At 39.6% G+C, this 26,602-nt stretch carries 19 protein-coding genes, 1 pseudogene and 1 other annotated feature; of the genes and pseudogenes, 6 read left to right on the top strand and 14 right to left on the bottom strand.

Going from position 1 to position 26,602, the window contains the following annotated elements:
• Positions 1-28: 28 nt before the first annotated feature.
• Both istB and istA read right to left on the bottom strand, forming a co-directional pair.
• Positions 29-724: an IS21-like element helper ATPase IstB gene (gene istB, locus NSQ99_RS10990; protein WP_445670546.1), complete on the bottom strand. Its 696-nt coding sequence runs from the start codon at positions 722-724 to the stop codon at positions 29-31.
• A 56-nt stretch (positions 725-780) separates the two neighbouring features.
• Positions 781-1,964 (bottom strand): annotated as a pseudogene (gene istA / locus NSQ99_RS10985) (IS21 family transposase).
• Positions 1,965-2,437: 473 nt separating this feature from the next.
• Between istA and NSQ99_RS10980 the strand changes: the two are divergent.
• The 3 genes from NSQ99_RS10980 (at position 2,438) to NSQ99_RS10970 (ending at position 4,564) form a co-directional block, all read left to right on the top strand.
• Positions 2,438-3,166 (top strand): NAD(P)-dependent oxidoreductase, encoded by a 729-nt coding sequence (locus NSQ99_RS10980; protein WP_340836580.1) that lies wholly within the window; start codon positions 2,438-2,440, stop codon positions 3,164-3,166.
• Positions 3,167-3,184: 18 nt separating this feature from the next.
• Positions 3,185-3,637, top strand: coding sequence for a DUF2269 family protein (locus NSQ99_RS10975; RefSeq protein WP_340836578.1), 453 nt, complete (start codon positions 3,185-3,187; stop codon positions 3,635-3,637).
• Between the two features lie 153 nt (positions 3,638-3,790).
• Entirely contained in the window at positions 3,791-4,564 is a 774-nt protein-coding gene (locus NSQ99_RS10970; RefSeq protein ID WP_340836576.1) for a methyltransferase domain-containing protein, read from the top strand.
• Between the two features lie 1,067 nt (positions 4,565-5,631).
• Here NSQ99_RS10970 and NSQ99_RS10965 read toward each other — a convergent pair.
• Positions 5,632-6,525 carry an AraC family transcriptional regulator gene (locus tag NSQ99_RS10965; protein WP_340836574.1) on the bottom strand — a complete coding sequence of 298 codons (894 nt, stop codon included), beginning with the start codon at positions 6,523-6,525 and terminating at the stop codon, positions 5,632-5,634.
• 232 nt (positions 6,526-6,757) lie between these two features.
• Here NSQ99_RS10965 and NSQ99_RS10960 point away from each other — a divergent pair, with 232 nt between their 5' ends.
• On the top strand, positions 6,758-7,612 hold the full coding sequence (locus NSQ99_RS10960) for an aldo/keto reductase (RefSeq protein WP_340836572.1): 855 nt from the start codon (positions 6,758-6,760) through the stop codon (positions 7,610-7,612).
• Positions 7,613-7,990: 378 nt separating this feature from the next.
• Entirely contained in the window at positions 7,991-9,199 is a 1,209-nt protein-coding gene (locus NSQ99_RS10955) for a sugar efflux transporter (RefSeq protein ID WP_340836570.1), read from the top strand.
• A gap of 506 nt (positions 9,200-9,705) precedes the next feature.
• Here NSQ99_RS10955 and NSQ99_RS10950 read toward each other — a convergent pair.
• The 5 genes from NSQ99_RS10950 to NSQ99_RS10930 all read right to left on the bottom strand — a co-directional run bounded on the left by NSQ99_RS10950 (position 9,706) and on the right by NSQ99_RS10930 (position 15,510).
• Entirely contained in the window at positions 9,706-10,176 is a 471-nt protein-coding gene (locus NSQ99_RS10950; RefSeq protein ID WP_340836569.1) for a hypothetical protein, read from the bottom strand.
• Positions 10,145-12,271 (bottom strand): site-specific integrase, encoded by a 2,127-nt coding sequence (locus tag NSQ99_RS10945; protein WP_340836567.1) that lies wholly within the window; start codon positions 12,269-12,271, stop codon positions 10,145-10,147. Before NSQ99_RS10945 ends, NSQ99_RS10950 begins: the two co-directional genes overlap by 32 nt.
• Positions 12,272-12,273: 2 nt before the next feature.
• Positions 12,274-13,461, bottom strand: a complete 1,188-nt coding sequence (locus tag NSQ99_RS10940) for a tyrosine-type recombinase/integrase (RefSeq protein ID WP_340836565.1) — start codon at positions 13,459-13,461, stop codon at positions 12,274-12,276.
• Positions 13,462-13,910: 449 nt separating this feature from the next.
• A complete protein-coding gene (gene ltrA, locus NSQ99_RS10935) occupies positions 13,911-15,173 on the bottom strand; it encodes a group II intron reverse transcriptase/maturase (RefSeq protein ID WP_340836563.1) in 1,263 nt (420 codons plus the stop codon).
• 163 nt (positions 15,174-15,336) lie between these two features.
• Entirely contained in the window at positions 15,337-15,510 is a 174-nt protein-coding gene (locus NSQ99_RS10930) for a hypothetical protein (RefSeq protein WP_251671621.1), read from the bottom strand.
• A gap of 504 nt (positions 15,511-16,014) precedes the next feature.
• Between NSQ99_RS10930 and NSQ99_RS10925 the strand changes: the two genes are divergently transcribed.
• Positions 16,015-17,199, top strand: a complete 1,185-nt coding sequence (locus NSQ99_RS10925) for an IS256 family transposase (RefSeq protein WP_210178541.1) — start codon at positions 16,015-16,017, stop codon at positions 17,197-17,199.
• A 31-nt stretch (positions 17,200-17,230) separates the two neighbouring features.
• On the opposite strand, the gene NSQ99_RS10920 is transcribed toward NSQ99_RS10925, so the two are convergent.
• The 6 genes from NSQ99_RS10920 to NSQ99_RS10895 form a co-directional block, all read right to left on the bottom strand.
• Positions 17,231-17,569, bottom strand: coding sequence for a hypothetical protein (locus tag NSQ99_RS10920; protein ID WP_340836561.1), 339 nt, complete (start codon positions 17,567-17,569; stop codon positions 17,231-17,233).
• 284 nt (positions 17,570-17,853) lie between these two features.
• On the bottom strand, positions 17,854-19,674 hold the full coding sequence (locus tag NSQ99_RS10915; RefSeq protein ID WP_340836559.1) for an ABC transporter ATP-binding protein: 1,821 nt from the start codon (positions 19,672-19,674) through the stop codon (positions 17,854-17,856).
• Positions 19,664-21,520: an ABC transporter ATP-binding protein gene (locus NSQ99_RS10910; protein WP_340836557.1), complete on the bottom strand. Its 1,857-nt coding sequence runs from the start codon at positions 21,518-21,520 to the stop codon at positions 19,664-19,666. The genes NSQ99_RS10915 and NSQ99_RS10910 overlap by 11 nt, the downstream gene beginning before the upstream one ends.
• A gap of 368 nt (positions 21,521-21,888) precedes the next feature.
• On the bottom strand, positions 21,889-22,845 hold the full coding sequence (locus tag NSQ99_RS10905) for a Gmad2 immunoglobulin-like domain-containing protein (RefSeq protein ID WP_340836556.1): 957 nt from the start codon (positions 22,843-22,845) through the stop codon (positions 21,889-21,891).
• 447 nt (positions 22,846-23,292) lie between these two features.
• Entirely contained in the window at positions 23,293-24,972 is a 1,680-nt protein-coding gene (locus NSQ99_RS10900; protein WP_340836554.1) for a glutamine--tRNA ligase/YqeY domain fusion protein, read from the bottom strand.
• 66 nt (positions 24,973-25,038) lie between these two features.
• Positions 25,039-25,291, bottom strand: a binding site (T-box leader).
• A 111-nt stretch (positions 25,292-25,402) separates the two neighbouring features.
• A complete protein-coding gene (locus NSQ99_RS10895; RefSeq protein ID WP_340836553.1) occupies positions 25,403-26,359 on the bottom strand; it encodes a 3'-5' exoribonuclease YhaM family protein in 957 nt (318 codons plus the stop codon).
• Positions 26,360-26,602 lie beyond the last annotated feature (243 nt).

The raw sequence follows: 26,602 nt of genomic DNA, 5'->3' as shown, positions 1-26,602 counted from the left end.
ACTTTCGCTTGTCTAAGGATGTACAAAATCACTTGTCCTCTTGAACTAAATGATCCTTCAATCGGTAAGATTCGCCTACAATGGTAACAACGGTTGCGTGATGCAGAATACGATCTAAGATTGCATTGGCTAGCTTCGGTTCACGAAACACTTCATCCCATGCTCTGAAATTAACATTCGTTGTAAAGATCGTGCTACGTTTCTCATAACGCATATCAATGAGCTGAAAGAACAGTTTGGCATCTTCGGGTTCAATAGGAAGATAGCCAATCTCATCAATGATGAGCAGCTTGTATTTTGTGTAGTGCTTCAATCTTGCTTCCAGACGATTTTCTAGCATGGCGCGTTTCAAATTCTGAATCAGATCATGACATTTTATGAAGTACGTACTTGTACGTTTCTTTGCTGCAGCGATGCCAATTGACGTAGCTAAATGGGTTTTCCCAACACCACTGGGACCTAGGAATACAATGTTTTCATTTCCTTCAATGAAGCGCAAGCTAGCGAAGTCTAGCATTTGTTCACGGTTTACGGAGGGCTGAAAACTAAAGTCAAACTCTGAAAACTCCTTCTGGTGGGGAAAAGCACCAACCTTCACCATCGCGTGAATCATGTTCTGTTCACGCACATCAATCTCATAGCTTGTGAGCTTCACAAGCGTATCCATAAACGACAGTTGGTTGTGAATACTGAAATCGACGACTTCGTTCAGATGGCTTACCATTTGCTTAAGGCCTAAATACTCTAGGCTTCTTACGGCTTGCTGGTAGGTGGTTATATTCAATCGAATGCACCTCCAATCGCTCGTAGGTTCTTCTTGGCCAAGTCATTAATATCTGGATAGCTCGGCATAGACAATCTTCATAGACTTGTATACCTACCGTTTTTCCTTGATACCCAGTGGGGACTGAGTATTGTCTGGATTGGTAGGAGATCATGTTCGATACATTGATCTTCACAAGCTTATAATGTATGCGATAGGAACTTCTTACACGCTCCGCTGGTAACGGGTGTAAGGAGTTCTTTTCCTTTTCTAAGGCTAGAACTGGTACTTTTCCCGTTCCTTGATGAAACGATTGGTTTATACGATCGCATAGCCTCTGAATGTAGACTTGAAGCTCTAGTAAGCTTAACTGACCTTGGTAGGCATGGATCTCATCTAAGATTTTCATTTGTGCTTCCACCTTTCCTTTGGTGCGAGGACGTCCTGCGATACAGGGTCTCACTCGAAATCCAAAGTCAGCTGCATATCCAGCAAACCTCGTATTCACTTTTCCAGCAGTATGTTCCGTTCTGGCTTCGTCCATGACCGTCTTCATGTTGTCAGTTAGGATCTCGTGCGGAACACCACCAATAATTTCAAAGGCCTCGGTCAGGAAGGATAGAAGCACGCTTTGTGACTTTGACACGCTCATATGGTACACCCTAAACCGTGAATAGGAGAGCAACAGCACAGCTACATTCACTTCCACCTTTTCTCCTTCTTTCGTTTCAAAGGGAATGCTTTCTTTCCAGTCTAACTGAGCCTGCACACCTGGATCTGTTTCAAAGCGAATGGTTCCTTGTGGTGAAGACATACGCTGTCCATGCTTAAAGTAAGCTTCAAACTCTGGTTTCCGAGCGATGTATGCTCTAAAGGCAGATGCAGAACATTGCAGTCCATGATTGTCTGTTAGGTACTGCCAAAGCACTCGTTTGTAGTAAAACACTTGCTTGCTGTCTGTGGATAGCAGTGCAGCAATGATTTCATAATACTCATCGATTTTGGAACCTTTGTCCCGTGATCTCTTTCGTGTAAATCCATCTAAGTATTTCTGAATGGTTCGACGATCCACACCCAGTTCTCTTGCTAACTGACTTTTATTAATTTTCATATTGAGATTCTCCATTAATAATTTGAGTTTAGGTAAATCTAGTAAACTACGAATCTCCATATTCGATTGAACATTCAACGTGATGTACATACTCATCTCTCCCTTGAGACAAGTATGATTGCTCTCGTCAAATCTGTACATCCTTATTCAAGCACTTCTGTACATGTTAAGAATAGCATTTATATAATAAAAGGAAATATGAAGGTTCTGCGTCATAAATCAGTTTCAGTTCAATGAACACTACATTAATTCAGTCAACTCAAAACAAAAGCTGCCATGAGATTCCTCGGGCAGCTTTTGTTTACCTACAGTCGTATTCTATAAATGAGTTAGTAATCAATCTTGAAATAATAATTTTCTTATTGTGATGATTTGTCTCCAATCTGGCTAAAAAACCATCTTGACCTCTCAACCTCCGAGTATATTTTTTAGGTGGCCAGCTCTGTCATTCATGCTTACTTTTAAGTTAGTACCCTACTTTAAAGTGGGTTCTTAACATTATTTTGAAGTGATGCTAAGCTTGAGTCACCTAATATTGTGGCCATTAAAGAGGAGGTAAGAGAATGAAAATTATTGTTTTTGGAGCAACGGGAAATATAGGGAAAAGAGTGTTGCTACAAGGGATAAAAATGGGGCATGAAATGACCGCATTTGTGCGAAATTCTGAGAAGCTTTATGATCAACTAGGAGAGCATTACGTAAAGCATGTGAGGGTAATCGTGGACGATATTATGGACTCAGTAATCGTCCACGAGGCGCTTGCCCATCAAGACGCCGCTATTATTGCAGCAGGCCATGCCGGACAGGGAGAAGAGTTTGTTCGTATCGTCGATAACATTATGAGCCAATGTGAATTCCAAACTAGTTTCTCTGGGCGAATTTGGATAATGGGAGGAGCCGGCCTACTGGATATTCCACATACTGATCTTATCGGCAACAATTTACCCGGCTTCCCACCTGAGTATAGAAATCACACTAGGAATTACGAAAGGCTACAACAAACTCAACTCGATTGGTCCATTATGTGTCCAGGAACCATGATTGATTCGAAAGAGATTCCAGTTGCAGTTCGTCTACATGTAACAATGGATACCTTGCCTATTTTGATTCAGGAGACGACAAAGGAATATTCCGAAGCAGAGATAGCCGGTCACTTGTTCAGCAGACTTCAAGAGCTGAATATTGCTTATGACGATGTCGCAATATTCATGTTAGATCATCTTGAGCTGGGAGGAGCATTTAGAAGAAAAAGGGTCGGTCTAGCCTATCTAAGGAGTACTACTGTAAGCTAGTGGAAAGGGGATAACTATTTGTTTGGAATACTGCTTGTTTTGCATATATTAGCTTCAATCGCTATAATTGGCCCTGCATTCGTGATGCCCATTATTCTAAGATCCGCAAGAACCGTCGGTCAGCTGCATTTTGCTTATGCTATTAAAGCCAAATTTGCCATGTTTCCAAAAGTTGGCGGACTCGTACTTATTTTAACCGGGGTTTGGCTTATGATCATAACGAAGATTGGGTTAACCCAAATGTGGCTGAATGCATCTATCCTTTTATCGCTGCTCGTGATCGCCTTGATCGACGGATGGATCGAGCCGCGAATGAAAAAGATCATAAAGAGCATGTCTGAAGGTCAGGATCAAGATAATGAAATACCCGCTCAGTTCAGACTGTTGATAGAAAAGCTCGTACCAATCGAGACGGCAGCACAGCTGCTGATGCTTTTCATATTAGTGCTTATAGTCCTTAAACCTTTTTGAAATATTAATGAGTTGTTGCTCAACCGTGGATACTATCAAATTTTTCGTTATTTATTTATAGGTAATACCTATAATATGGATAGAAATTATATATTTAACGAATGTAGTTCGATATGCGACAATGAAATTACCAATAAAAGGAGATGGTGAGCGATGAATTCTACTAATGCTTGGCATAGTGATCATTATGATAATAAATTGAATTTTGTTTCAGAGCTTGGCAAGGGGGTCGTGGAGCTTTTGGATCCGAAAAAGGATGAACGGATACTAGACCTAGGCTGTGGTACGGGCGAATTGGCTGATCAGATCGCTCAATCAGGTGCAATCGTCACAGGTATAGATCTTTCTGAGTCGATGATAAGCTCCGCTAGACGTAAGTATCCTCATATTCCGTTCTTCGTAGAAAACGGAGAAAGTTTTCAGCTGAGAGAACAAGTCGATGCGGTGTTTTCCAATGCTGCATTACATTGGATGACGAGTCCAAGCAAGGTGATTACGTGCGTACGGAATGCATTAAAGGGTGGAGGGAGGTTCGTTGCAGAATTCGGAGGGAAGGGTAATGTGGAACGCGTTGTTCAGTCTTTAACTCACATTCTTTATGACGAATACGGCATCGATGCTGGTACGCTGAATCCATGGTATTTCCCTAGTATTGGAGAGTATAGTACGTTACTCGAGCAACTAGGCTTTCGAGTCGTATATGCCACACATTTTGATCGGCCGACTGAAATGACTGATGGTGAAGCAGGACTGCAACATTGGCTTAAAGGTTTTGCCGGGAATTTCTTCAGTCAATTAACGGAGATTGAAAGAGAAAATGTCATTCATAAAATAGCTGCAGAATTACGTGATGAGCTATATATAAACGGATCTTGGTATATTGATTATAAGCGGATCAGAGTTATCGCGATAAAGGATACGTTGTGAAATTAGAGCGCGTATAATCGTATTCGATATCGTAGCTCATATTGAAGATCTAGTCGCATTGGCTCATCCCATTTTGACAAATTAAGTGAAGGTTGCAGATGACCTCTGAATATATGGGGGTCATCTGCTTAAATGTTTGCTATTCATTGCTACGACAGGGCAAGTTAAGAATGAATGTAAGCGTTTACTTAATGGTGTGCGTTTAATAGATGGAAAGTTAGGAAAATACTATATTAATAGTATGTATTGAAATGCGTATTAAAGAAAAAAATTCATTTCCAATTCCTGAAGGTTAACAGATAATTAAAAAAGTTGTCATTAGATTATAAGATAACAATTGAATATGAAAATCTATTCAAATAGTAACAAAGTGAGTCGATCTAAGTAATATCGGTTTCAAATTTGTGATTGATATTACTTAGCTGATTAAGAACGTTTTAGAGTTTATTTATTGGTTTTTTATATAAGATCATGTATGATCTGAAGTTATTTTCAACAAGTTATGTAGAATATTGTGAAGACGAACTAATGATGAACCTTTGTAGTGAATGCTAATAGAACATAGATTTATAATAGTTGGAATTATAATTAAAAGACAGAATCCAGCGAATATAAACCATCTTCCACATAAGTCTACATTACATCTTCACAAAACTCGTATTTTGTACATATGTAATAAAGTTTGAATAATCCCTTGTATATCATGGTGTTTCCTTTAGTGTCATACATCAAAGAATACATTTTTTCCACGATAAAAATATAAGTTCTTTGTATTCACTCTTATTATAAAGTGTTCATCAATAAAACTCATTTATTCGTGCTACAAACCATCATAAGCAACGGCTAGCTAATTTAAGCCGTTGCTTATGATTATTAATATTCTCATGAATTAATTAATTTAAACGCATGAGTTCTTAATTATCCACTGTAGATGTCTATTGATTATCCTTGATTCCAATTATTATTTATTTGTTCGTTGCCTGTATAATGAGAATTTACTTTTTCCCCCACCTTCTGTCTTTCAAATCCCAAAGAGATGGTCATACAGCATTTAACATTATTTATACCTATGCCTTTAGTCGCTTTATATCTTGTTTTGGTGGAAAGCCAAACATTCGGGAATACTCACGGCTGAATTGCGAAGGGCTTTCATAACCTACCTTAAATGCCACATCGGTTGCATCCGCTGATTCAGTTAATAATAGTCGGCGGGCTTCCTGTAGTCTTAGCTGTTTTTGGAACTGAATAGGACTCATGGCTGTTACCTCTTTAAAATGCCTATGGAGTGAAGAAACACTCATATTTGCTATTTCAGCAAGTTCTTCAATTCGAAAAGAATGATCATAGTTATTCGTAATTTGTTCAATAACATCTTTAATTTGATAGGTGGAGCTTCCTTCCATAACAATTTGCTCCAAAACAGTCCCATGCTGCCCTTGTAGCACCCGATAAAGAATCTCCTTTATAACTAATGGAGCAAGCACTGGAATATCTTCAGGTTTATCTAATAAACGTGCTAACCTGAGGACTGCATCCAATAAAGACGACTCCATTCGGCTGACAAACATTGCTCGCTTAGAATTTTCCTTCGGATTAATTCGAATTTCGGAATTATGTAGCACCTCTAAGATTTGACTCGTTGAAAATTCAAGCTTTAAACCCAGATATGGAACATCGCGAGTGGCTTCGGTGACTTGGGCGCTAACAGGCAAATGAACGGATGCAACAAGATAATCAGCAGGACTATACCTAAAACGCTCCTGTGCCAGCCATACCTCCTTCGCCCCTTGAACAACTATACATAAGGAAGGTTTATAAACTCCATGTTTTGGTACGGAAGCATTCGAGTCACGCAAGAAAAATAAGGACTGAATATTGGTTGAATGAACACCGTCCTTTTCTGCGTAATGCTCAATAATTTTGGCAAGCTCATTCTGCTGTTTAGTAATTATCTCAATCATCTGATCCTCCCCTTTTGTAATTCTTTATCGTTCAATTATAGTCCATGTTTATCTATTATATAAGTAGTCATGAGAGGATTAGGCAAACATTCGGCACGAATGGGATATCGGGCGCTTTGTCTTTTAGTGCATAATAAGGATGTAAGCGCGGTGATTGAGTGAGCCACTTATGAATGAAAAGGATAGGAATGAGTTGGTTTACATTTAACTTTTCAAACAAGGGAGGATCTATATGAAAGAAAAAGTATTATTGAACAATGGTATCGAGATGCCTATTCTTGGTTTTGGTGTCTTTCAGATTGCTGATCCAATTGAATGTGAACAAAGCGTATATGACGCTATCATGGCAGGATATCGTCTGATTGATACTGCCGCCTCTTATTTAAACGAAGAAGCAGTTGGCAGAGCAATTAAGCGCAGTGGAGTGGCAAGAGAGGAATTATTTATCACTACGAAACTTTGGGTGCAGGATACCGGCTATGAAAGCACAAAGAAAGCATTTGAAAAATCACTGAATAGATTGCAATTGGATTATTTGGATTTGTATTTGATTCATCAACCATTCGGCGATGTACATGGCTCATGGCAAGCTATGGAGGAATTGTATCGTGAAGGAACAGTTCGTGCAATTGGTGTTAGCAACTTTCAGGCAGATCGTCTGATTGATTTGATTATTCACAATGACGTAGTTCCTGCCATAAACCAGGTTGAAACACACCCCTTTAACCAGCAAATTGAGAATGCAAAATTTATGAAAGATAATAATGTTCAGATTGAATCATGGGCGCCTTTTGCTGAAGGAAAAAATAACTTGTTCCAGAACGAGGTATTAGTATCCATAGCTGGAAAGTATAATAAATCCGTTGCTCAGGTAGTATTACGCTGGTTGACACAAAGAGAAATTGTTGTGATTCCTAAATCTGTGCGTAGAGAAAGAATTATCGAAAATATCAATATCTTTGATTTTGAATTAAGCCAAGAGGATATGGAGTCGATTGCCACGTTAGATACGAAACAGAGCTTGTTCTTTTCTCATAACGATCCTGAAATGGTGAAATGGATCGGAACCCGGAAACTTGATATTTAACAAACGATTTCTAAAGATCACCTGTAGTTTTGATTAAGCAAAAGAATTTAGAAATCAATCTATTTTAGGTGTTGGTTGTTATTATAGGAGCAGATGCACTTAAGCGATCTGCTCCTATTTCGATTACATTATCCATTATAATTAGTAAACAGTTTGATTACATAGCAATCTTTTCTCAACAAAAAGAGCTGATATCTTTCTCCACTGGGTTGGTATACTGTAGCGTGCATCATTTTAAATGTTCATTTTTTGTTTAATACACGATTAGTCAAATCGTTGAGGTTTCTTGTAAAAGATCAAAATATTATTGCTGTCTTTTCCATGTATACTATAACCAGACTGACTATCTAAATAAATATAGAGGAGAAACTGCACAGCATGAAAAAACGACTCACTGCACTTTTTATGATTCCCTCTTATCCCCTACTCTTTTTATGTATGTTTCTACAGGGAATGGCTATTTCACTCAGCGTCCCCTTTTTATCAATTTATTTCACGGAACAGCTTGGAGTATCTATCGGGATGTTTGGTATTTTTCTATCCGTGACGTTAATTGCGGGGATATGGATCAGTTCGCTTATTGGTAGACGCTCTGATCACGGCTTGAATCGAAAAAATATTTACCTTGTCTCTACGCTCTGTAATGCTTTGGCTTATAGTGGATACCTGTTAATTGAGAACTTTACGATCTTGTTCATCTATATGATTGTCTTCACTGCCCTCGGTTCACCTGGGATGCCTCAATTATTCGCCATTTCTAGAGAAGCAGTTAATAAAAGTAATTTTACTGATCATGCTTTTGCTAATTCTACCTTACGTTCTGCTTTCGCTCTCGGCTTTATTACAGGTCCTTTAATCGGTACCCTTCTAATCGACGGTTTAGAATTTAAGGGAATTTTCTCAGGTACGATCAGCGTTTTCCTGCTTGTTGCTTTACTTATTTTCCTATTTCTCAAATCAAATACTAATCATAAAAGAACAAACGATCAAATAAAAGTGAAAAGTTTCCAGTTGCGCCAGAACCCTAAGATACTGCTCCCTTTTCTGATTCTAACATTCATGTACGTCGCTCACTGGACGAGCAGTCTCAATACCGCCCTTTTTATTACAAACAATCTAGGAGGAACGACAAGTGATGTCGGACTAGTCAGCAGTATTTGTGCTGCATTGGAAATTCCTTTTATGATCATGCTCGGTCTATTCAGTGCAAAGTACAGTAACCGCATCTTAATGATGAGTGGTGCAGTTTTCGGGGGAGTTTATTATCTCATTGTCATTATTTCAGGCGCGATGTGGCAGATGTTTGCAGCTCAAATTCTGCTCGCCGTCTTTGTTGCTGTTATTTCAGCGATTGGCATTAGCTACATTCAAGATCTGCTTCCAAGCATGCCTGGGTATGCATCTACGCTCTACTCTAATTCATCCACGATCGGAAGACTGATTGGCAGTCTTGCTGGTGGGGGATTAGCCAGTGTTGTAGGTTACCGGTATTCCTATGTTTTTTGTTTTATACTTATCTTTATTTCTGCAATCATGCTTGCGGTAAGCGGACGTTACTCTGTAAATGAAGCACAAAAATTAACTTAATCCGCATTGCATTTCGTTTTATAGGAACAGGAGACAAATTTCTGTCGTTGTGATGCTACAAGAATTTGGTAAGATGCCGATGTGGAGAATTATTTGTCTTAGTCGCAATTTTTCATCGTTGGATATAAAAAAGTTGATTTTACTAGTGTTATCTAATTGTTTAGACAAGTTCTACAGGTTAAGAAACGTAGGATTTACTCTGGTAGATGACCTTTTAGAAGAGTCAATAGCAGCTGTTACCAATGCTGACGCTAACACCAAGAAGAAAAGGTTGTATTCCACTGTGGTGTCCGGAAAGAGCCGCATTGGTATGGTAGCCTACGGAACATTAATGGCGTTAGGGGTAGCTCATTAACTTAATGATGCAGGAAAAAGAAAAGAGGATTCGTCCTGTCTTAAACATTAAACCAGCACACCGATTGCATTAGAAAAACTCTACTAATAATTAAATAAACACGCTTAGAAAATATTATTCTAAGCGTGTTTATTTACTAATAATCCACAACCTACTGGAATTTTTCAAATTGGTTTTTTAACCAAATTTTATTTTGTTGTGCAATGTATTGTTCTGTACGAATTAACAACTCAACAATCTCTATCTTAGTAAGCTGCATATACCGTTGCTTTACACGTTCTAAGTCACGATCTTCTTTAATTGACTTGTATTCATCTAATATATCATTCCGATCGATCTGAATTCTTTTACGTCTTTCGTACGTCTTAGAAGTTCTGTGTTCAAAGAAATACTGTTTAAGTTCTTTGTTTTTCCTTATTGTATTTTGATGTATTCCTACGCCTGTTGGATCTAATTGTTTTGTCTTATCAGCGACTGTAGTATATGAAATAGATTTACCTTCTTCTTTAAGAACATCAATTGCACGTATACCAAGTTCTAATGAACGCTCTTTTCTTCTCTCATAAGATTCTTGTAGCCAGACTACTTCCTTACTTTGAGGAGATGTGAATTTCTGGTGCATGCAGTTCATCCTTTTGTGTTTTTTCAATTAATTGAATTTCTTTGAGTTCATTCCGGGCTCTACTTTTAGCTATTTTCATCTTTTTTTCTTCTAGTGGGAGATTCAATTTTTGAAATTTCTTTTCGCTTTCATCTGCCCAATTGTAGAATGCAATAATTTCTTCTTTAAACTCTGGACGAGGAATCTTTGCACCACATCCAACACAAGCCATTTTCGTAGGGCATACAGAGTCAATTGTACATATACCACCTACAACCTTTGACATTGTACCTACTTTTTCACGATAGTCATCATACAGCTCTTTAAGTTCCTCAGGTCCTCTAAGTATCCCCTTTTGAATATCAACATATGAAACCCAGTTTTCATAGAGTGAACTCACTGATTCTGTGATTTGTTGAGTAGTAGGTGCTGAATAATAGGATGTTACTTCTATATCTTTTTGGTGTAACAGCGTTTTAACAATATCGACGGGGATCTTTTCAGTTTGTACCGCATGAGTAGCAAATGCATGTCGTAGCAAATGTGCTTTTATGACAACTTGCTTTCCATCAGAAGCTTGAACAATTAAACCATGTAAAAGAAAACGTAGAATTGCATTAATAGAAAATTCATTGATATGTTTTGATTGATATTGGAAAATGTACTTTCTATCTTGAAGTAAGTGTTTTCTACTTTCAATTGAATAATTGACATCTGGAATGGTATCTGATTCATAAGAATCTTTAAGCATTTTTACAATTTCATTCATGAACTTATAGATTTCTTCAGGCATATAATAATTTTCTGGCTCATCCCTGCCCTTAGGTATTAATCGGAAGATGAAGTTTTTCTTGGGAGGATTACTACTTGTATCAACTGTCACTACACAGCAATCTTTGTCATAACTTATTTGTAGTAGTTCATTCATGCGTGCTCCTGAGGAGGTTATTATATCGAGTGCGAACTTAGCAAACATACAAGCTACATAAATAGGTTCAATGTTGATGAGGAGTTTATTTGTTAATCTAGCGGTACGAGTAGTCTCAAAACCTTGAATTAAAAGGCCAGAATTACGTGGTGAGAAAGGAGCAGTTGTTTTCTTACCTTCATTAATTTCATATCCCCAATGGTTTAAATAATCGATAACTTTTGTTCGATGTTCTTCAGTAGTATATTCCGTATCCCAATTCCCCAAAAGCTTAAGTCTAAGGAGATCTAGAAACCAAGGTCCTTCACCTTCTGTACCATCATCTAGTTTTTCTGCTCTTACAAATTCTAACACACAAAATTCATCTTTAAATTCTCTATATGTTCTTTTCTGTCCATGAAATTGTCCGAATCCTTTTAGATCCCTAAGGATAAAATGCCATCGTTCTCCAGCGTATTCAGATTCATCATATGAAAATTCAATAGGGAGTGGCAAAGCTTCTCTTCTGACACGTGCTATAGCCTCTTTAAAGGCTGCGCGCAGTCTGCTAATCTGATTCCACCGCAGATGTCCCTCTGCTCTAATTTCAGGCAACAAGGGCGTCACAGCAGAAGTGTCTTCTTTTCTCTTCGTTTTTGCATTTTGAATTGCTTTTGTTCTTGCACTAAAATCTCTATTATCATATGGAAGGTTAGGTAGTATGTATTTAGAGAGTTGAATTAGGATTTCATCGCTAAATTGAGTTCCAATCCACTTTTTAAGATTAAACATAAAAGTATTATAGCCAGTTAATATTGATTGTCGTTGTCGATCTGAATGCTCACTTAGTATTTGCCCTGTTACATATTGTTCTATATGATATGGTTGGATTTCCTCAACTTTTGATAAGTTGAAGTGAGTAAAGATATCTCTAAATCGCGCATTTAATACAGTTGTGATACTAGAAATTGAGGAAGGTGTTAGATTACGATCTGATAGACACATAAGTGCTAATGCAAAATGGCTACCCCAAGGATGGTCCGCAGTATGACGAGCAAAATACTTAATGTTTTTCTCATCTACTTTATCCCAGTAGTATTCTCCATTTGAGTTAGATAGTAATAGTAACTCTTGTGGAATTTTGTTATGCAGCAGCTTACTCCATACTTTTTCAATAATATCATCTGGTAGGTTATCTTTTAACGACATTATTACTCCATCCCTTCAAAAAAATCATGTACCCAATCATCTTTTAGATCAGATGAATCCAAATTTATGTGGATAGGCTGCACTGGTTTTGTTAGTTTTTCACGTGCTTTTAAGGATTTGAAGTATTCTTTTTCTCGCTGCGAGTAATTTTCTTGAAGTTTTTCATGTAATTCGCGGAATTTTTGTTCATCATAATAGTGTTCATAAATATTTAGAGTTTCTGGATCACGCCATTTCATATAAGCTACTAATTGTTTTTTCTTATCCTCTATTTGAGCAGCTGTTTCTGATGATTCGTATATACCTCGTAACATTGATGTAACAAACCAGTGTCTAGCTTTATGAGGGTTTAATTTAATGCCAGCTTGCTTAATGATGGTTGTCCAGTTTGAATAAAATGCAGAATATGTATACGGAGTTCCTCTTTTCGACAAGAAAATAGGCTCTTCATTTGTTAATTCAGAAAATTTCATATGTGTTTTAGCGGATTGACGACGATCCTTGTTAACGTACCTAATCAATAGTTTAAGTGTGTCGGGCGATATTCTAATGAATTTGATTCTACGTTTGAAACTACCTTTATTGATAGCAGCAAGTTCATGGATATCTGTTCTGTTTCTATAATCCCCAATAGTCAGTTCTAATATTTCTGAAATTCTAGCTCCAGTTTCAAACATAAATCTCGTAATAACCTCATCTCGCAAACTCCAACCGCTAGCCTCACCTGCTTGATAGACTCGATAAGGTAAATCCCAATCACCAATAATTTCAGGAATCCATTCATCATTAATTATCTTAAAATATGAATCTGTCTCTCTTCGGAAGGATAAAGGCTCTTCGGTTCCAGCTAATGGTGATAGTCGTGGTCGGTTAGGTCGTACTCCAGGATAGTCTTTCATTTCAACTGGTCCATCCAAACCTATAAGGGGATTGTCGAAGTAATACATATTTAGTCGAATCATTGTTTTGTAAAAACCTTTTATAGCAGATAAGAAGAGCTGAACAGTTTTTGAACTCTTGCTAGTTATATATACTCCTTCGTGACCATCTCTACCTCGCACCTTACAATACAATCTCGTTAATAAATACTGTCGAATGGTTTCTTGAACAGCTGCTGGTTTATGATCCCACCACACAGGTTCCTCTTTATAAAGGCTCTTATACTTCATCCAATAAAAGAACGGTTCCAAGCAATTAAGATACGCAATAACTGAACTCTCACTAATTCTGTTAACTTGATCATGATAAAATTCTGTTAGCGGCATAAATGGTTCTTTTTATCATCAAATACGATTAATCGATATTTACTTACTATATCTGTTGGACAGTACAGATGAAAGAATGAAGCCATTAGTTAACAGAACCCCCTTCCCTTACAAAAATAAATGACATCATTTTCGATGAGAAAATGATGTCATAATATGTTGTGTAACACTTTATAAGATAGTTCAATAATCTAGCATAGTCAACAATTTCTTACATTTAATATTATATAGTCTTTTGTACATATGTCTATAAGTCGTGATAAGCCCCTATACAATTCAATTTCTGAATGAAATATTATTTGAAATCGAGTAGGAGGGGGCGGCTAGCCCCCGTCCTCTCACACCACCGTGCATACCGTTCGGTACACGGCGGTTCATGTCATATTCCGCAAGTGATTATATCTGTCCGTTAAACTTCTCAGTCCAAGAGATGACCAATATTGGTTGTCTAGTGACCGATGAAGAATCGGACTACATGCAATTCTCCAGTATTTCTTCCTCGAATTTCCCCATTCGTGTGCCTTTTGTTTCGAAACGCCTAACGACAGCAGTTTTCTGACCTTTGTCTTCGGCTGCTTCCATTCTTTCCATATACACATTCGAAGCCTTCTTCTTATCCATTCGTCCAACGCTTGGAACACACTTTTCGTATCGGCTAATGCATAATAACCGCACCAGCCTGTAAGATATTGATTGAGTTCCTTTATTCGTAGTTCGATCGGGATCGGCTCACTCCGAGAGGTGATCGCTTTAATCTTTGCTTTCACTCGATCTAGTGATGGCTTTGCGATCTTTATTCGCGGATTTTTCTTCTCCCAGCTGAACGTGAACCCTAGAAACTTGCGCTTCCATGGACGGGCAACCGCACTTTTCTCTCGGTTAACCTTCAATTTCAGTTTTCCTTCGATGAATGCAGTAATGGAGCTCATCACTCGTTGTCCTGCCTTCCACGTTTTCACGTAGATGTTGCAGTCGTCGGCATATCTCACGAAACGGAGGTTCCTCTTTTCCAGTTCCTTATCCAGCTCGTCTAGGACGATATTCGATAATAACGGACTAAGTGGACCTCCTTGCGGGGCTCCTTCCGTTGTCGATTGAACGAGACCACCTTCCATTACTCCCGCTTGCAGATAGCCGCGAATAAGTTTCAGCACCATTTTGTCTGTCACTCGTTCCGCCAGCTTTGCCATTAAGCGGTCGTGGTGGATTCGGTCGAAGAATTTCTCCATGTCAATGTCTACCACAATGCGATATCCCTCTTCCATGTAGCTTCGCGCTTTCCTTACTGCATCATGCCCTCGCCGTTGTGGGCGAAATCCATAACTTTGCTCGGAAAACGTTGGGTCAAATACAGGCGTTAATACTTGGATGATTGCTTGCTGAATGAGGCGATCTGTCACCGTAGGTATGCCTAAGAGCCGAGTTCCACCGTTCGGTTTCGGGATTTCGACCCGACGGACTGGGCTCGGTTCATACGCTCCTTTCTTTATGCTTTCGCGAATGGTTTGCCAATGTTGTACGAGGTGTCTGCGTAAATCTTTTACCGACATGCCATCTACGCCGTGGCTTCCTTTATTCGCTTCGACCCTCGCTAGCGCCGATAGCATGTTTTCTCGTGACAGTACTTCTTCGATCATCCTTAGATACAACTCCCTTGCGTGAATGATTCTTTCTCTTTGTGCCGCTGATGAGCTCTGCCCTTCCGAGTACCCTCGCGTATTCACCGCTACTTTCCTCAGATAAGTCCTTTCGGATTGTCTGCTTTCATCGCCCATCCTCGAACGCCAAGATTCTTCATTCCTATTCCATGTTCGGTCCTTCCGCTAGCTGTTGCAACAGCCTGCGTACTATGACCTCTGCTGACTTCTGTACGTTCAGCTCGCCCTCGTGGGCAAGGTTACGAAGTTCACTTCGCATTCCGCACAGATCTCCCCAGGTAAGAACGCTATCTTCCTCTCCATCTATCTGCTTCATTTACTCTCGTACGCCTTCGGCAGTATGGACTTCAGTTTGTGCGGCAACTTCATCCAACGTACGCTAGCCTTGTATGAAGTTCGTGTCCCTCAGACCGGAGATTTGCCGCTGGCTTCCTTCAGATTCCATCTCGCGATGGACACCCTTGCCTTAAGCTATGGCTACTACTGCCTTCACCATTCGGGACTTGAACCCTAGAGATAGCACCCATGCTGGGCACACCACAAAAAAACGGACACTATTACAGGTGTCCGTTTATATATTTATTTCTTAAATTGCTCAATACATTCTTAATCAAACTTCATTATTAATGCCGATATATTATTCTAGCCGTAATCGTAACTTAAATAAAATATAAGGTATGAAAAGCGAATTAGTCGATTCTTTAACTAATCAGACGTTAGAGAGTATAAAATATTATGTGTAAATGAATAAATGCAAAAGGAAGACCTTTTCTTGTAGAATTGAGTTACCACACAAAATTCACAGAGAGAGGTCTTCCCTATGAATCATTTTACAACAGATTTAGTCCAAGCTCTAGTTACAAAACAAGATGTGACTGAAATTTTTCGTATTCACCTCGAAAGAGCGATGAATCACTTGTTAACAACCGAGTTAACCGCCTTCCTAGATTACGAAAAGTATGATCGTGCAGGCTTCAATACAGGCAATTCTCGTAACGGCAGCTATACACGTACGCTCCATACGGAATACGGCGATCTGCACCTTCAAATCCCTCGTGATCGTAATGGAGAGTTCAAGCAGCAGACCGTAGCGCCCTACAAGCGATCCAACGACACGTTAGAATCGTTTGTCATTCATATGTTCCAAAAGGGCGTAACCATGACTGAAATCGCTGATCTGATCGAGAAAATGTATGGGCATCATTACACACCACAAACCATATCTAACATGACGCAAGTGATGGTAGAGCATGTTGATGCGTTCCTAAAGCGCCCATTAGCCCAGCGCTATGTCTGTGTCTATTTGGATGCAACCTACATTGCTGTAAAGCGTGAGACTGTTTCGAAAGAAGCCGTTTACCTAGCTGTAGGCATTCGTGAAGACGGTTCTAAGGAGGTGCTTAGCTATGCCATCGCTCCAACTGAGTCTGCCTACGTATGGAAAGAGCTTCTGCAAGACCTTCGAGAAAGAGGCACAGAAGAAGTGCTACTCTTTATTTCTGATGGGTTAAAAGGTATGGTTGATGCCATTTTCGAGGTCTTTCCAAGTGCCAAATACCAAACCTGCTGTGTTCATCTTGCTCGCAATCTTGCTCATAAAGTGCGTGTGTCTGATCGTGCTGAGATCTGTGATGATTTCAAAACAATATACCGCGCAAAGGATGAGCAAGCTGGTCGTGAAGCGCTAGAACGTTTCTGTGATAAGTGGAAAACTGCTTATCCTAAAGCAACGAAAGCTTTAGTGGAGAATCCGTATATCTTCACGTTTTACAGCTTTCCACAGTCGATTTGGAGAAGCATTTACTCTACGAATCTTATTGAATCTTTTAACAAGCAGATCAAGAAATACACGAAACGGAAAGAACAATTTCCTCACGAAGAAGCACTAGAGAAATTTTTAGTTTCACAGTTCGAAGGCTATAACCAACGCTTTGCTACAAGATGTCATATTGGCTTTGACCAAGCTCGTGCAGAACTACAAGCCATGTTCAAAAGCAACACGTAATTCAACTGCTACAAGTAAAGGTTATTTTTATTTACACAAAATTCTTGACGCTACCAGACGTTATCTTATAACTTTCAAGCTCACCATCATTATTAAATTTGAGTCGAAACAAGCTGTCATCTACTCCCAATCCTGCTCTTCCTAAATAATATACATACTCACGAAATGGTTCCTCTACTATTTGTTCTGGTTTCCCAAGTAAATCAACAATCTGAGTTTCCGTCATTTCCTCAAGCTCATATTTGTTTATTAAATCATACACCATGCTGCTTCTTTTTTCTGGTTTCTTTAACCATTTTTCACTTTCAAACTGATTACTACAGGAACAAAGAATTAGTATTAATATTATTACGAAGGGTAACTTCTTCATTAAATCAACCTTTCAGTCTTCTTTGAAAATAATTTGCAGGTATTGCACATGACGTTTTTTACAAATTCCGTAATCACTTCATATTGTAGAGTATTCTCGAAATTATTGAGCTATCCTGCATTTTAGTCTAATAAAATGAGCAGGATACCGAAGCACCTGCTCATTGTTTATTACTGAACTAACGTTTTCCGTTAGAAATTCATTGAACGGTTGAACTTCCAGTAGGATTTTATAGGTAAGCAGGTATGATTCAACTGCTACCTCCTACTCCCTCACATCATCCGTTAAGAAGTTCCAACGACCACGCGATATCTGGACGCCTGAAGGTTAAACATTTGAGCGTATTTCCCGTCGATTTTCATAAGCTCTTCGTGTGAGCCTTGCTCAATGATTTGACCATTTTCCATCATGAGAATGCGATCCGCCATTTTGGTCGTCGATAAGCGATGGGAAATGAAAATGATCGGTCTATCTTCCGCCTTCTCTAACATGACTTGATTCAAATGGTATTCACTCATAGGGTCTAATGCACTGGAAGGCTCGTCTAATATAATTAGGAGAGTCGGCTTGGCGAATACTCTTGCGATCGCCACCTTCTGAGCCTCTCCGCCAGATAACTCGATCCCGGCATCGTCAAATTCCTTAGTAATGGAAGTCTCGGTCCCTAGTCGCAAAGATTGTAGCTTACTGCCAAAACCACTTTTCTCTAGCGCTTCTCTTATCAGATAGGTATCGCCTGATGCAGCATGGTTCATGACAACGTTTTGAGAAAGCGTAGCAGCGAACAACTGATGATCCTGAAACACAGAGCTAATCTTCATTCGGTAATCGTCCAGCTTCAATTGATCGATGGGTATCCCATTTAATAGAATTTCTCCAGAGCTTGCATCATATAGACGCATGATCAGCTTTGTCAATGTCGTTTTTCCCGCACCATTATAGCCAACGATTGCAATCTTTTCTCTAGGCTTAATGCTTAAATTAACGTTTTTGAGGATTGGCGGCCCGGATTGACCATATTGGAATGATAAATCTCTTAGCGTTAATCCAACAAACTTGTTTGGCACAGGTATAGGATCTTCAGCTTCTAACAGACGGTTCTTTTGATCCAGGAAGCTTCTTAACTTCTCAATATACAAGCTGTTTTCTTGCATCTGGCTAATAAGCGTCGTCATATATTGCAAATTGCCCTTTAAACGCCAGGATGAATTAAGCAGCGTAACCGCGCTTCCAAAACTTAACGTTCCTTTCACTAACGTCATAAACACAACATAGACGACGTACAAGCCGCTCAAAATCAACTCATTAAAAAAATACTCAGAGGAAAAGTTTAACCAGAACTGCTTTTTCGAATGCTTTTGCACGATTCCGTGCATCTCTTTATGTGTATCAGAGAAATTTCTAAAAAATCTCTCCTTGATGGAATAAAGTCTTAATTCCTTTGCATAATCAGCTAAGTAAAATAACCGCTTCAAATAGATTCGTTTGCGATCCTTTTCGTTTAGCTCCATCCTCATTTTGTACCCGATTTTATTGGTGATCATGCTGATAATTAGGGTTAAAATGAAGGACACGAGCACAAACAGCAAACCGACCTTGTCAACGAACAAGAAGAAGCTTATAGAGGTTATGATAACCGTAACGGATTTGCAAATGGTTCTGATGTTGTTTATTGTAGCATCTATTCGATTATGAGCATCATTGGCGCTCCAGACATAATCATTATAGTAAACGGGATCATCATAATTTGCCAAATCGGTACTAATCGCTTTTCCGTAAAGATCCATCCTTATCTTTTGATACAGCAATTCTTTTCCTTTAGGTTCAACGCTCTGGTAGTAAATACTGTCTAGTACAAAGCAGATTGCGATAAACAAAATGGTTAGTCCGATATAGAAGGCAACCGTAGTAAAAGAAGTTCCATATTGAACGCTGTCGAACACAAACTTAATCAAAATAACATGCTCGATAAAAATTTCGATTTCCTGCAAGCATGCATACAAGCATGTAAAGATGATATATTTTCGTGAATAGCGCAGCCCGTATTTCAAAACAAACCAATTATTTTTAAGTACCCGACTAAAGCTATGCTTATTAGGCTTCATGCAGATTCACCATCCCAGCCAACTCATCTTGATCAACATACTTTTCTGCTTGCTTTAAGAATAGCTCCGCATATTTTCCTTGCAGCTGCATCAATTCCATGTGTGAACCAGACTCTTGAATTTCGCCATCCTCCATGTAATAAATGCGGTCTGCCAGCATAGCGGATGACATGCGGTGAGAAATAATGACAACGGCTTTATCCTTGCAGGCTTCCATCATACTTTCAAATATTTCATATTCCGCAATCGGGTCGAGTGCACTTGTAGGCTCATCAAGAATGAGTAGTTCAGCCTGTTGCGCAAAAATGCGCGCGATCGCAATCTTTTGAAACTCACCGCCTGATAAAACCACTCCTTGTTCATCGAATTCCTTCGTAAGCATCGTATCTATTCCCTTCGGCAAAGTGGCTACCTTATCGTATACTCTGCTTTTCTTGAGCGCATTTATGACGAGCTGGCGGTCTGCTTCGGTTTCCACATCGCGCATAAGCACGTTCTCTGCAATTGTCATCGAAAAAATCTTAAAATCCTGAAATACAGTCCCATACAGTGAGCGATAGGACATGAGATCGAACTCTTTTATATTGCGGCCATTTAACAGTATTTCTCCCTCAGTAGCATCGTACAATCGCATCATGAGCTTAATTAACGTTGATTTACCTGCTCCATTGTGACCAACAAGTGCAATTTTCTCATTCTTATTCACTTCCATCGTAATATGGCGAATAGAAGGTCTATCTGCTCCATCATACGTAAATTGAAGATTCCGAATTGCTAATTGCTGTATCGGCGGCGCAATGGGTTTGACTGGATCGGCATCCTCCTGAATTTCAGAAACATAGCTTAAAAAAGTTTTTAAATTTTCAGTGTAAATGCCGTTCTTGTTGATCTCTACAAAACTATCAGACAGCCGGATGAGCGACCAGGCGCCACCAACCATTGCGCTTCCAAGAACGATAAAGGAACTGATTGAAATCGATTGCTTAACAATGGCTAGATAAGCACCGTACAGCAATACCCCTTGGAAAATGAGCGTGAAGGTAGTAAAAATTTTCAAAAAGGAAATGACTCCCGCCTTTACTCGATACTTATGAATGACAGAAATGACACCGTCATACCCTTCAATATAAGTGCTTCTCAGTACTGAAAAGATACGGGACAATCGAATTTCCTTGGCAAAGTGCGATAAATAAATGACACGGTTTACATAGTCCATTTTTCTTTGGTAGGGTATCCGTTCATCATTTTGCTGAAACTGAAGTCGATTCAGTTTTTTTCCAAAATAAAAATTGCCGATAATCGGCAATAAAGCAAACCATACCACCCACGGATCTATGGCGTACATGACGGCAAATATACTTATCGTTGCAAGCGAGACGAATATAATTCTAGAGAGATTGGCAAGAACAGCGCTTACTCGTATATCCGCTTCTTGGATGGCTTTAGTATATTTATTATAAAACTCATGATCTTCAAAGCACTTCAATTCTACGGAAGCTGCCTTTCGAAAAAGAATGAGATACAGCTTCTCATATAACTTCAGATCGCTTATAGGTTTGAAGCGATAATCATACCAGTTGTCCAGCAAGACTAATGCGAAAAGCAAACCCAATGTCAGCAATATGAAATAGACAATTTGCTGAAAATCTCTTCCGATTGATATGGACTCGATGATGTACTTCATGAAGTATACGGTAAAAAATACATTAGCAAGCTGTCTACCGGCTTGGACTGCAAACTCAGCCACCACTCTCTGCGGATGTATACTCCATGCTAATTTGAACATAAATAAGTTGTTGGCGATATTGATTTTAATATGCTGGAATGTATGGCGTAGCCTCTTCAAGATCGTTCCTTCCCCCTCGTATCGTTAAGAGCATTTAATCAGCATTTAGAAAAAGCTCCACCCAATAAATAATCAAAATTTACTACAAGGGATGATGGAAAACAACCCCAGAAATTATATGTATTGTAATTTGTAAACAAAAACATACAAAAAGATATGGGCGTTAGGTAGTTAAGAATCCAACACGATAGGGATTGAAGATGGACTAGGGATATGAGACGTGTCAATTTAGTCATGTACGAAGTCGATCCAGAATAATGATTCGGTTAGTGTAAATACAAGAAAAGCCGCCAGCGGCGACTTTTCTTGTGTGAGCTTATTCGTATCGTTGGTGCCAATAGGTAACTATAGGTAGGTATTGGCGGGTCTTACTGATCAGCAGAGTATTTAATTAAGTTCTCCGGAACCTTTAGCGGGATAATGAGCTGATGCTCCGAGCTGCCGTCTTTGGCGCTGCTGACATACAGAATTAACATCATATTTGGCTGAGTTGCGTGCTCGAAACTTACATCAAACTTAAATCTTCCCCATTCAGGTGCACCCGCATCAGTCATTTCATGACCTTCAGCTAGTATGTTGTGACCGTCCTCCAACACCCAACTGAATGCTGCTTCGAAAACACGGGCTTCTCCTTCAACAGTAAACGTAGGACCTAATTCTTCATGTGCTTGAGGGCTATATAAACGGAATGCATCATTCTCCGTTGCAACAATCGGAACGATTTCGCCTGATTTAGAATCAATGCGTACAGTTACCGGTTGATCCATATATTGAAAATTTACGATCTCCACCAGCCAGAACGCATTGCCTTCATCTAGCGTCGCTTGCTTAACTGCCCAAGGACCATTCACCTCTGTTTGCGCGTTAAGTGCAATTCGAATGGCCTCTGCCCGAATAATCGTAGTATCCACTGAATTCTCATCATCAAGCAACACAATTTTCACTGCAGTAGCTTGAGCAGGATATGATTCCGCTACTACTCCAGTATGCCATGCTTCCACCTGTGCACCAACAGTCAGTTGGTCAAGGGTCACCACTTCTTCGTTCTTACTCAGTAGCTCAGTCTGATCATTAATTCGAAACGAAATAGCATCTACATAAGAATCGGCTCCCTTGTCTACGAAGGTTGTAATGAGCAAGCTATCATTACTGGTTTGAATAATTTCTCCCCTGTCGATCGCTTTCACTGAGTGAATGTCATCCTGAATAGGCGGGTTATCACCTGTTCCCTGCTTATTGTTCGTATCTCCTCCCCCACAAGCTGTTATTAGCAGTATTGCACAAAGCATGGTTAGATGGAGAACTCTTTTCCTAATTGTCATCATGATCAACTCCCACGATCAAGTATTGTTTTTCCTGTAATTCTTCTTATATCGGAAGTCCTTTTTTGCTCGAAGCTCTAATTACTTCATTACAGGAATGGCTCCTTATCCTTCTGACGAAGCCTTGATAAAAAATGTTACATTAGTAGACCATTTCAATCCTATCATTGGGCGTAATATGGGATGAGTATTGGGAGTAAAGATTCATGAATCAAGAGCAGCGATTACGAATCTTCAATACCGGTATCATCACGCACGACTTTCTCTATGAATAATTTACTGAAACTCCGTCAGTGTAAGGATTACTTTTTGTTGGTAATATTCCTTGTATGTTGAAAACGGCAGCCTGCCAACGGCTGCCGTCATGACATAGAGCGACTATCTCCTATCTCCTGATGGTGAAATCTCCTGCTTATAACCATATATTTCTATGTGTGACAACGTAGCGCATTATTTTTTGCCCCAACTATCCTTTAGCGGAACAATTCGGTTAAACATCAGTTGATCATGCGTTCTCGACTTACGATCCAGGCAAAAGTAGCCATGTCTGATAAATTGGAATTTCATTTCCGGAGGGAAATCTTTAATGGAAGGCTCAATAAGTGCGTCCTGTATGGTAACCAATGAGTTAGGATTTATCTTTTCAGTCCACTCTTTGCCACCTTCCGTCGAAGTTTCTTCATCAAGCAGCATTTTTTCATAAAGATTAACATCTATCTTTACCGCCTGGTCCGCAGAAACCCAATGAATCGTCCCTTTCACCTTTCGTCCTGTAAACCCAGTGCCACTCTTCGTAAGCGGGTCATAGGTGCAGTGAAGTTCCGTGATTTCTCCTGTTTCACGATCCTTGATCACTTCTTCACACTTAATGAAATAAGCTCCCTTCAGCCTAACCTCTGCATTCGGACTTAGCCTGTGAAAACCCTTTGGCGGCTGCTCCAAAAAATCATTACGCTCAATATAGATCGTTCTGGAAAAAGGAACCTCTCTCTTCCCCAGTTCCTCGTTTTCGCTATTATTATCAATCGTTAGCATCTCCACGTCATCTTCAGGATAGTTTGTAATGACGACTTTCAGAGGGCGCAATACCGCCATTACGCTAACCGATTTTTCTTTTAACTCCTGTCTGAGGCAATGATCTAAGAGGGATATGTCCACCATGCTTTCTGTTCGAATTCCGCCAATTGTCTCGATGAAACTACGGATGCTTTCCGGTGTAAAGCCTCTTCTTCTAAGTCCTTGTATCGTTGGAAGCCTTGGATCATCCCACCCGTCAACGTAACCACCTTCAACCATTTGTCTTAAAAATCGTTTACTTGTGACAACGCCTGTTAAATTTAGCCGCCCAAACTCCCTTTGCCGCGGAGGATCAGGGATGTCAAGCTCTCTTAATACCCATTCGTACAAGGGACGATGATCTTTAAATTCAACTGAGCATAAGGAGTAGGTGATCCCTTCCATTGCGTCTTGGATCGGATGAGCAAAATCGTACATCGGATAGATACACCATTCACTTCCTGTCCTGTAATGCTCAGCGAAGATAATTCGATAAATTATCGGATCTCGCATATTTATATTAGGCGAAGCCATATCAATTTTGGCGCGAACAACCTTAGAAGCAGCCGGGAATTCTCCGTTTTTCATTTTTTCGAACAGCTCCAGATTTTCCTCGACTGAACGGTTTCTATAGGGGCTATTTTTACCTGGCTCAGTTAAAGTTCCTCGATACTCTGTCACTTCGTTCGGTGATAAATCACAGACGTAGGCCTTCCCCTTCTTGATCAATTTAACCGCAGCATTATAGACTTCGTGTGAGTAATCCGATCCAAAGTAAATATGTTTACCCGGATCGTAGCCTAGCCACTTTATGTCCTCAATGATCGCGTTAACGTACTCGAGGTCCTCTTTAAGAGGATTGGTATCATCAAAACGCAAATGAAATGTCCCATTAAATTTTTGAGCCACCGAATAGTTAGTGTGTATGGCATAGGCGCTCCCAATGTGAAGGTAACCATTAGGCTCGGGTGGAAAGCGCGTGCACATATTCCTGCCAAAAGGATTCTGTCCAAGCTCTTCCTTAATCCATCTAAATATAAAATTATCAGTTTGGTGTTCCTTTTCTTTAACCATGACAACTCCTCCTAATGAACTGGGTGTGGAAAAACAAAAAAAAATTTCACCTCCAAGACCTAATGTCTTGGGGACGAAATTTCGTGGTGCCACCCCAGCTTCATTAATATGTCGCCATATTAACCTCTTCAAGTACGGCATTGCATGCAATGCTTATACTCTAGCTCTGTAACGGGAGCTCCCGTCATGCCATCCCCTGTAACGGTTCCGACATGCTGCTCAGAGGCTTGTTTCTTGGAAAAGCTCTTGACTCCTTTTCAGCTTCCGGAGCTCTCTGTGCAAGGACATTTTCCCTTACTCTTCTCGTCATCGCGTTTGAATTTGCTCTAATATTATCAAATCATTCCCTCTTTTGTAAACTACAATTCAAGTTACAGTACACTTTGATCTTAAAAGATCAGAACTTTTACATCCCCATAAGCTTTAAACTTTATTTTCTCATTCGGTAAATGGGTTTGTTCTCAATGATTCTTAGTGGCTGCGTCCATTCTTCGGAATCAGGTGTCGAATCTAACGCATCCTCAACAGCCTGAAGCTTTGCATCTAGCGTATCAATATAGTGCAGAGCAATTGCCTCAGGTATTTGTGGTTGCACAGGACTGCCCCATTCCCCAAGATTGTGATGAGAAAGAACGAGATGCTGGAGTATAACGATTTTTTCATCCGAGGTATCCAACCCGAGAGCAATGGCTGCTTCAATAATCCAGTTTGCTGCTAGCGAAATATGCCCGATCAGCTTCCCCTTAAAGCTATAATCCGTTACGATGCCGAGTTCTGCGTTCATTTCCTCAGGTTTAGCTATGTCGTGCAGTATAATACCCGCTTTGATTAGATCAGCATTAAGGAAAGGACGCTGTTTTACGACAAATTCTCCTAGCTCAAGCATTCTGCAAATATGATAGGCTAGTCCGGCATAATAAGCGTGGTGCATCCCCTTAGCAGCTGGATAATGCATAAGCCTTTCTTCTACCTTGCTGACACAGTACTCGACGACACGTCTAACATCGCTATCTTGAATGCTGACAGCAGTTTGCTTAATCATGTGTACTAGATCAATTGCTTGAATCGGAGCTGATCTGATAAAGTCTGTTAGGTTGTAACCATCCTCTTCAGTAGCCTTCCGAATTCGATTAATTTTAAGTTGAGGTTTATCACGATACATTTGAACAAAACCTTGAACTTTTACTAGCATCATCGGGAAGTATGTCTCTTTATCGACAGGAGAAACATCCCAGAGCTTAGCTGGAATCTCTCCGCTCGTATCAGCAAAAACAAAATCAAAATAATCTCTCGGAGGTGTTGAGTTGGTTTGCTTTATATCTGCTCTTTTTAACAAATAAAAACCGATGATTTCTTCACCCTCGGTAAATGTTTTAATCAAATTCAATGTAGTGTCGCCCCTTACAATGTGGTTTATGAGTTATTCTACATCATAAGGTTTATTACCTTCTCGAAGATAGATGGTAATCCGAGGATCGCGATTTACGCGACTTCTAATCTATAATACATCTTGCCTTCGACATTATTGGATTATTTAGCAGGCTATTATATGTAAGAAATTGACCTACTTTCTATTTAGATCGTTTCTGAGCTCTATCACATGGAAACTTTCGGTATGATCCATATTCTA

Origin of the sequence: Paenibacillus sp. FSL W7-1287, from assembly GCF_038004245.1 — a bacterium.
In the GTDB taxonomy this organism is placed as follows: Bacteria; Bacillota; Bacilli; order Paenibacillales; family Paenibacillaceae; genus Pristimantibacillus; species Pristimantibacillus camelliae.
This window is presented reverse-complemented; position numbering and strand designations above follow the sequence as displayed.